The sequence below is a fragment of the Nocardiopsis halotolerans DSM 44410 genome (genome assembly GCF_000341065.1).
Classification (GTDB): domain Bacteria; phylum Actinomycetota; class Actinomycetes; order Streptosporangiales; family Streptosporangiaceae; genus Nocardiopsis; species Nocardiopsis halotolerans.
On sequence record NZ_ANAX01000317.1, the window covers coordinates 1 to 7,986 of the forward strand.

Consider the following 7,986-nt stretch of genomic DNA (forward strand, 5'->3'; position numbering starts at 1 on the left):
GTGATGCCGTGCAGGAAGGCGGATCCCTCCTCCTGGAAGGGCTCCATGAGCCCCTCGCGCGCGATCAGCCCGCCGAGCGGTACGTATCCGCTGGTGGCGCCCTTGGCGAAGGTGATCATGTCCGGCAGGTAGCCGTACTTCGTCGCGCCGAAGTACTCCCCCAGGCGGCCGAAGGCGCAGATGACCTCGTCGGAGACCATGAGGACGCCGTGGCGGTCGCAGATCTCGCGCACCCGCTGGAGGTAGCCGGGCGGCGGCGGGAAGCATCCGCCGGAGTTCTGCACGGGTTCGACGTAGACGGCCGCGACGGTCTCGGGGCCGTTCTGGACGATGGCCTCCTCGATCTGGTCGGCGGCCCAGCGGCCGAACGCCTCGATGTCGTCGCCGTGCAGGGGAGCCCGGTAGAAGTTCGTGTTCGGCACCTGGACGGTGGAGGGCACGAGCGGTTCGAACGGTGTCCTGATCGCCTGGAGTCCCGTGATCGACAGTGCGCCCATGCTGGTCCCGTGGTAGGCGATCCTCCGGCTGATCACCTTGTGCCGGGTGGGCTGGCCGATCGCCTTGAAGTACTGGCGGGCCAGCTTCCAGGCCGACTCGACCGCCTCCGAACCACTGGTGGTGAAGAAGACCCGGTTCAGGTCGCCCGGAGCCAGGCCAGCGATCCGGTCGGCCAGTTCGATCGCCCTGGGGTGGGCGTAGGTCCAGATCGGGAAGTAGGCCAGCTCCCGCGCCTGCTCGGCGATGGCGTCGGCGATCTCGGCCCGGCCGTGCCCGACCTGGGAGACGAACAGCCCGGCCAGGCCGTCCAGGTACCGCTTGCCGTCGGCGTCGTAGACGTGGACGCCCTCTCCCCGTGTGATGAGGGGGACGTCGGCGTCGCCGTAGGCGGCCATCTCCGTGAAGTGCATCCACAGGTGGTCCTTGGCGGCCCGCTGGAGTTGCTCCGGGCTCAGATGCGCTGCCACTAGGTGCTCCCGAGGTTTCTGGGCGGTCCGGGGGCCGTGGGGGTCGCCCCGTGGGTCTTCTCAACCCGGTCAATAGAAATAGTGGCATCCATGGCACTTCTGTCAAGTATCCGTCGAGAGGCTGAATCTTTACAACGGAATCGCTTGATCTACCTGGTCAGGGGTGGCAGTGTGTCGGATCACAGAGACATGTGAGACGGATCGCACCCGACCCCAGGGAGCCGCAGTGACCCAGGACCCCGGAACCGACCACCTCCGCAACTTCGTCGACGGCGAGTACACGGACACCGCGGACGGCATCCGAGCGGACCTCGTCGACCCGGCCACCGGGAAGGTCTTCGCCACGGCCCCGGTGTCCACCGCCGAGGACGTCGACAACGCCTTCAAGGCCGCCCAGCGCGCCTTCGACGACGGCTGGCGCGACTGGACCCCCGCCGAGCGGCAGATCGCCCTCAACAGGTTCGCCGACCGTGTGGAGGAGCGCGCCGACGAACTGGTCGACGCCGAGGTCCGCAACTGCGGCAAGCCGGTCGGCCTCACCCGCAGCGAGGAGATCGCCCAGGTCCTGGACGCGCTGCGCTTCTTCGCGGGCGCCACCCGCAACCTGGAGGGCCGCGCGGCGGGCGAGTACATGGCCGACCACACCTCCTGGATCCGCCGGGAGCCGCTGGGCGTCGTCGGCCAGATCACCCCGTGGAACTACCCCATGGCCATGGCGGCCTGGAAGATCGGCCCAGCCCTGGCCGCGGGCGACACCATCGTCCTCAAGCCCTCCGACACGACCCCGGTGTCCACGCTGCTGCTCGCCGAGATCGCCGCGGAGTTCCTCCCGCCGGGCGTGTTCAACGTGGTCGCCGGGGACCGTGACACCGGCCGAGCCCTGGTGGAGCACCCCGCGCCGCAGCTCATCTCCCTGACCGGCTCCACCCGAGCGGGGTACGAGGTCGCCCAGGCGGGGTCCAGGGACCTCAAACGCCTGCACCTGGAACTGGGCGGCAAGGCGCCCGTCCTGGTCTTCGACGACGCCGACGTCGAGCGCGCCGCCGCCGGGATCGCCGAGGCCGGGTACTTCAACGCCGGGCAGGACTGCACCGCCGCCACGCGCGTGCTGGCCGCCCCCGGCGTCCACGACGACCTCGCCGCCGCCCTGGCGGAGCAGGCGCGCGGCACCGTCACCGCCGCGCCCAGCAACCCCGACGCCGCCTACGGCCCCCTCAACAACGCCAACCAGCTGGCCCGGGTCAGCGGCTTCCTGGAGAGGACCCCCGACCACGCCGAGATCCTCGCGGGCGGTTCCCGTGTCGGCGACGAGGGCTACTTCCACACCCCGACCGTCGTGGCCGGACTGCGCCAGGGCGACGAGATGGTCACCGACGAGATCTTCGGTCCGGTCATCACCGTGCAGCGCTTCCCCGACGAGGAAACGGCCGTGAACTGGGCGAACTCCGTCGAGTACGGTCTGGCGTCCAGTGTGTGGACCCGCGACCACGCCCGCGCGCTGCGGGTCTCGCGCCGCCTGGACTTCGGCTGCGTGTGGATCAACACCCACATCCCGATCACCGCGGAGATGCCGCACGGCGGCTTCAAGCACTCCGGCTACGGCAAGGACCTGTCGACGTACTCCTTCGACGAGTACACCCGGGTCAAGCACGTCATGAGCTACATCGGCGAGTAAGCCCTCCCTCCGGGCCGCCCCGAACGTGCGTCCCGGTCCCCGTCCGCAGGAACGAGAGACTGACAGGAACACCCCCACCATGGCTCCTCCCACCAGCACCACCCAGCCCCAGGCGTCCGCGTCCGACGCCATCCCGGCCGCGGAACCCGCGATCAGCCTGACCGGAGTGGTCAAGGCCTTCCGGTCCGGCACGGAGACGGTGCGCGCGGTCGACGGCGTCGACCTGGAGATCGGACGCGGGGAGTTCTTCTCACTGCTCGGTCCGTCCGGCTGCGGCAAGACCACCACCATGCGCATGATCGCCGGGTTCGAGGACCCCACCGAGGGCGTCGTCCGACTCGACGGCCGCGACGTCACCGGGGTCTCCGCCAACCACCGCGACGTCAACATGGTCTTCCAGAGCTACGCGCTCTTCCCGCACATGAGCGTCGCGGACAACGTCGCGTTCGGGCTCAGGCGTCGGAAGGTCCCCAAGGCCGAGATCACCCGCCGGGTCGGCCGGATGCTCGACCTGGTCGAACTCGGCCACCGCGCCAAGCACCGCCCGACGCAGCTGTCCGGCGGCCAGCAGCAGCGTGTCGCCCTGGCCCGCGCGCTCGTCAACGAGCCGAGCGCCCTGCTCCTGGACGAACCCCTCGGCGCACTCGACCTCAAGCTCCGCCAGTCCATGCAGATCGAGCTCAAGCGGATCCAGCGCGAGGTCGGCATCACCTTCGTCTACGTCACCCACGACCAGGGTGAGGCGCTGACCATGTCCGACCGCATCGCCGTGATGAACAACGGCCTGGTGGAGCAGCTCGGCACACCCACCGAGATCTACGACCGACCCGCCACCAGGTTCGTCGCCGACTTCATCGGCACCAGCAACCTCCTCCGGGGCGTGGTCAGCGCGGCCAGCGGCGGCCTGTGGAAGGTGGAGGTCGCGGACGGCGCCACCGTTCTGGCCGCCGAGCTGCCCGACGAGGTCACCACCGGATCCCACATCCACCTGACCGTCCGCCCGGAGAAGGTGAACATCGGGACCGAGGAGCCGGAGGGCCAGGTCAGCCGCCTTCCCGGCACGGTCACCGAGACCGTCTACACCGGCGCCGCCACCCACTACCAGGTGGACGTCGGCGACGGTGACGAGGTCACGGTCTACCAGCAGAACGCGTCCGGTTCCGCCCTGGTCGCCGAACGGGGTGAGCGGGTGTGGCTGTCCTGGCCCCCGCACCACTCCTACGCGCTCCCGTCCTGAGCACACCGGGCCCCTCTCCCCGGCACCGCCCGCCACCCCGGCGGCCCCCGAAGAACCGAAGTAGGGAACGACGACATGAACCACCGATCGCGCGCCCACCTGGATCCCGCGCTCGTGCGCGGGCTCACCACGGCCCGTCGCGGCCCCCTGATCAGCCGCCGTCGCACCCTTCGGGCGGGCGGCGCCGCCGCTGCCGCGCTCGCCCTGTCCGCCTGCGGCGTCCAGGGGCAGCGGCGCGAGCCCGTCGCGGTCGAGGACTACTGGGCCGACAAGGAACGGACCGGCCGCCTGCGCTGGGCCAACTGGCCGCTGTACATGGACCCCGAACACACGCAGATCACGCAGTTCACCGAGGCCACCGGTACCGAGGTGGAGTACAAGGAGGACGTGCACGAGGCGCCGACGTTCTTCGGGCAGATCCAGCCCCAGCTCGCCAACGGCGACGACATCGGCTACGACCTCATGGTCCTGACCAACGGCTTCCAGCTCTCCAAGCTCATGGAGCTCAGCTACCTGGCGCCGTTGGACCACACCAGGCTCCCCGCCTTCGCCGAGTCCGCGGGTGAGAGCTACAGGAACGCCTCCTACGACCCCGGCAACGAGTACACGGTCCCCTACGCCTCCGGCATCACCGGCATCGCCTACAACCCCGAGTTCGTCGACCGGCAGATCACCAGCCTCCAGGACCTGTGGGACCCGGCGTTCGCGGGCAAGGTCGGCATGTTCGCCGACGTCCAGGAGATCGCCAACTTCGGCCTGCTCGCCAACGGAGTCACCCCGGCCGACTCCACGAAGGAGGACTGGGAGGCCGCCGCCGACAGGCTCCGCGAGCAGCGCGACTCCGGAGTGGTGCGCTCCTACTACGAGCAGGACTACATCCAGCCCCTCACCAACGGCGACCTGTGGATCACCATGGCCTGGTCCGGCGACATCTACCAGCAGAACGCCACGGCGGGCACGGACCTGAGGTTCGTCATCCCCGACGAGGGCGCCACCCTGTGGACGGACAACCTCATGATCCCCTACACCAGCAAGGCCCCGGTCGACGCGATCGAGATGATGAACTTCCTCTACGAGCCGGAGATCGCCGCCGGGCTCACCGAGTACATCGCCTACATCTCCCCGGTGCCCCGGGCGAAGGAGATCCTGACCGACTGGGCCGGGAGCGAGGACGACGGGGAGCGCGCCGAGGCCCTGCGCGAGATGGCGGAGAGCCACCTGGTCTTCCCCACCGAGGAGGAGTACCAGAAGCTGCACAACTACGTCACGCTGGAGACCGCCGAGCAGGAGGAGTTCTCCGCCCTGTTCCAGGCCGTCACGCAGAGTTGAGCCAGGTATGAACAACCGAAAGACCACGCCCTACGCGCTCGTGCTCCCGGCCTGGGTCTGGCTGGCGTTGTTCTTCGTGGTGCCCATCGGCGGGATGCTCTCCCTGTCGCTGACCACGGGCAACGTCGTCACCGGCTTCCAGCAGACCTTCGAGGTGGGCAACTACGCCACCGCCGTCAGCTCCTACTGGGAGCAGATCCTGCGCTCGCTGTTCTACGGCGGCTGCGCCACCCTGGTGTGCATCGCCGTCGGCTATCCGGTCGCGTACTGGATCGCGTTCCGCGGCGGGGAGAACAAGTCCACCTACCTGCTGCTGATCCTGCTGCCGTTCTTCGTCTCGTTCGTGCTGCGCACCATCTCCTGGAGGTTCTTCCTCTCGGACAACGGCATGCTGCTCGGCACGCTCAAGGACATCGGGCTGCTCCCGGAGGGCCTCACCGTCCTCAACTCCGCGCCCGCGGTGATCCTCGGCCTGGCCTACAACTTCGTGCCGTTCATGATCCTGCCGATCTACGCGGTCCTGGAGCGCATGGACCCGCACATGGTGGAGGCCGCGCACGACCTCTACTCCGACCGGATCCGGGCGTTCACGAAGGTGATCCTGCCGGTGTCCCTGCCCGGTGTGTTCGCCGGAGTGCTGATGACCTTCATCCCCACCAGCGCCGACTACGTCAACGCCTCGGTGCTCGGCGGGGCGTACAACACGATGGTCGGCAACGTCATCCGGACCGAGTACCTGGTCAACAACGACTACCCCATCGCCGCCTCGATCACCTTCGTCCTCATGGGGCTGCTGTTGATCGGGATCTTCAGCTACGCGAGGGCCCTCGGCACCGAGAAGGTCATGGAGGTGCACGCATGAGCGTCGACGTCGGAACGCCGAAGGCGGGAACCTCTCCGGGCGCGGGAAGGGGCCGCACGCGCCGCCGGGCCGACTGGGGCCGGTACTACACGTGGGCCGTGCTGGCCTGGCTGTTCGCGCCCATCATCTTCATGATCGTGTTCAGCTTCAACGACCCGGCCGGGCGGCACAACATCACCTGGCAGGGCTTCACCCTGAAGTGGTACCAGAACGCGTTCGCCCACGCCGAGCTCAACGAGGCGATGTTCAACTCGGTGACCATCGCGCTGCTGACGATGGTCATCGCGGGCGTGCTCGGCACCCTCCTGGGGATGGCCCTGGGCCGGTTCGGCTTCCGGGGCAAGCAGCTCACCAACCTGGTGATGTTCGCGGCGATCAGCGCGCCCGAGGTGGTACTCGGCGCCGCGCTGCTGTCCACCTTCCTGATGATGAACGTGACCACCGGCTACTGGACGACCGTGATCGCGCACGTGATGTTCTGCGTGTCCTTCGTGGCCATCACCGTGCGGGCCCGCGTCATCACCCTGGACCCCCGCCTGGAGGAGGCCGCCCGCGACCTGGGCGCCGGTCCGTGGACCACGTTCCGTCTGGTCACCCTGCCCATGCTCTTCCCCGGCATCATGGCGGGAGGGATGCTCGCCTTCGCCCTGTCCATCGACGACTACATCATCACGTCGTTCGTCAGCGGCGACGTCACCACCTTCCCGTTGTGGATCTGGGGTGCCACGCGCGTGGGCATCCCGCCGCAGGTGAACGTCATGGGAACCCTGCTGTTCTCGGTCGGACTGATCCTGGCCGTGGTCAACATCGTCATGGCCCGGCGCCGCCGACGCGGATAGGGGTACCCCCGTACGGCGGGGACACCCGCGTCCCCGGCAGGGCCGGGGCGCACCCGTGTCCACCGGGCCCCGGCGGACACGGTCACGGAACCAACGGAGTGATACGCAATGGCCGACGTAGCGACCGAGCGGGTGGAGAGGGCCCTGGCCGACACCCGTCCCCGGACCTTCTGGCTGGACCCCGACGTGCCCGGACACGACGTCCCCGAACCCGTCCCCGCCCTGGCGGGGGACGTGTTCGCCGACCTGGTCGTGGTCGGAGCCGGATTCAGCGGGCTGTGGACCGCCCTTCTGGCCAAGGAGCGCGACCCCGACCGGGACGTGGTCCTGGTGGAGGCCCGCACCGCGGGCTGGGCGGCCTCGGGGCGCAACGGCGGTTTCTGCGCCGCCAGCCTCACCCACGGCCACGACAACGGCGCCGAGCGCTGGCCCGAGGAGATCGGCGAACTCGAACGCCAGGGACACGCCAACCTCGACGGCATCCAGCGGGCGGTGGAGGACCACGGGATCGACTGCGAGTTCGAGCGCACCGGCGAGATCCTCGTCGCCACCGAGCCCTGGCAGGCCGAGGGGTTCGCCGAGGCCGCCGCGACCATGACCGCGCTGGGCCACCCCTCCCAGGTGTGGGACGCCGAACGCGTCCGGCGGGAGATCGACTCACCCACCTACGTGGGGGCGCTCCACGAACCCGGCGGGGTCGCCATGGTGCATCCCGCCAAACTCGTCTGGGGCCTGCTCGCCGCCTGCCAGCGGCTCGGTGTGCGGGTCTTCGAGAACACGCCGGTGCGCGCGATCCGGTCCGTGCCGTCCGGACTGCGCCTGGAGACCAGCGGCGGCGCGCTGCACGCGCGCAAGGTGGCCTGGGGGACCGGTGCGTTCCCCGGACCGCTGCGCCGCCTCAGGCACTACCTGGCCCCGGTCTACGACTACGCGCTGATGACCGAGCCGCTCACCGACGAACAGATGGCGTCGCTGGGGTGGAAGGGCCGCCAGGGGCTGTCCGACGCCGCGAACTTCTTCCACTACTACCGGCTGACTGCCGACAACCGCATCCTCTGGGGCGGCTACGACGTCGTCCA

7 protein-coding genes are annotated in these 7,986 nt (G+C 69.3%); 6 read left to right on the forward strand and 1 reads right to left on the reverse strand.

The genetic code is table 11. From position 1 onward, the window contains the following. Nucleotides 1-908 (reverse strand): aminotransferase class III-fold pyridoxal phosphate-dependent enzyme (locus tag D455_RS0123135; RefSeq protein WP_051064697.1); only part of this gene is annotated, 908 nt, incomplete at its 3' end. A 283-nt stretch (nucleotides 909-1,191) separates the two neighbouring features. Here D455_RS0123135 and D455_RS0123140 point away from each other — a divergent pair. The 6 genes from D455_RS0123140 to D455_RS0123165 form a co-directional block, all read left to right on the forward strand. Then, nucleotides 1,192-2,640, forward strand: coding sequence for a gamma-aminobutyraldehyde dehydrogenase (locus D455_RS0123140; protein ID WP_017573065.1), 1,449 nt, complete (start codon nucleotides 1,192-1,194; stop codon nucleotides 2,638-2,640). 79 nt (nucleotides 2,641-2,719) lie between these two features. Beyond that, complete coding sequence (locus D455_RS0123145; protein ID WP_017573066.1) at nucleotides 2,720-3,877, forward strand: ABC transporter ATP-binding protein; 1,158 nt, start codon at nucleotides 2,720-2,722, stop codon at nucleotides 3,875-3,877. 75 nt (nucleotides 3,878-3,952) lie between these two features. Continuing rightward, entirely contained in the window at nucleotides 3,953-5,206 is a 1,254-nt protein-coding gene (locus tag D455_RS0123150) for a polyamine ABC transporter substrate-binding protein (protein ID WP_017573067.1), read from the forward strand. 7 nt (nucleotides 5,207-5,213) lie between these two features. Continuing rightward, a complete protein-coding gene (locus D455_RS0123155) occupies nucleotides 5,214-6,068 on the forward strand; it encodes an ABC transporter permease (protein ID WP_017573068.1) in 855 nt (284 codons plus the stop codon). Then, nucleotides 6,065-6,907, forward strand: a complete 843-nt coding sequence (locus tag D455_RS0123160; RefSeq protein WP_017573069.1) for an ABC transporter permease — start codon at nucleotides 6,065-6,067, stop codon at nucleotides 6,905-6,907. The genes D455_RS0123155 and D455_RS0123160 overlap by 4 nt, the downstream gene beginning before the upstream one ends. A 108-nt stretch (nucleotides 6,908-7,015) precedes the next feature. Continuing rightward, nucleotides 7,016-7,986: NAD(P)/FAD-dependent oxidoreductase (locus D455_RS0123165; protein WP_017573070.1), on the forward strand; the 971-nt coding region annotated here is incomplete at its 3' end.

What these genes read in the sequence shown, in the direction of transcription:
- D455_RS0123145 (WP_017573066.1), top strand. Translation starts at nt 2,720, where the DNA reads ATGGCTCCTCCCACCAGCACCACCCAGCCCCAGGCGTCCGCGTCCGAC.
- D455_RS0123150 (WP_017573067.1), top strand. Translation starts at nt 3,953, where the DNA reads ATGAACCACCGATCGCGCGCCCACCTGGATCCCGCGCTCGTGCGCGGG.
- D455_RS0123155 (WP_017573068.1), top strand. Translation starts at nt 5,214, where the DNA reads ATGAACAACCGAAAGACCACGCCCTACGCGCTCGTGCTCCCGGCCTGG.
- D455_RS0123160 (WP_017573069.1), top strand. Translation starts at nt 6,065, where the DNA reads ATGAGCGTCGACGTCGGAACGCCGAAGGCGGGAACCTCTCCGGGCGCG.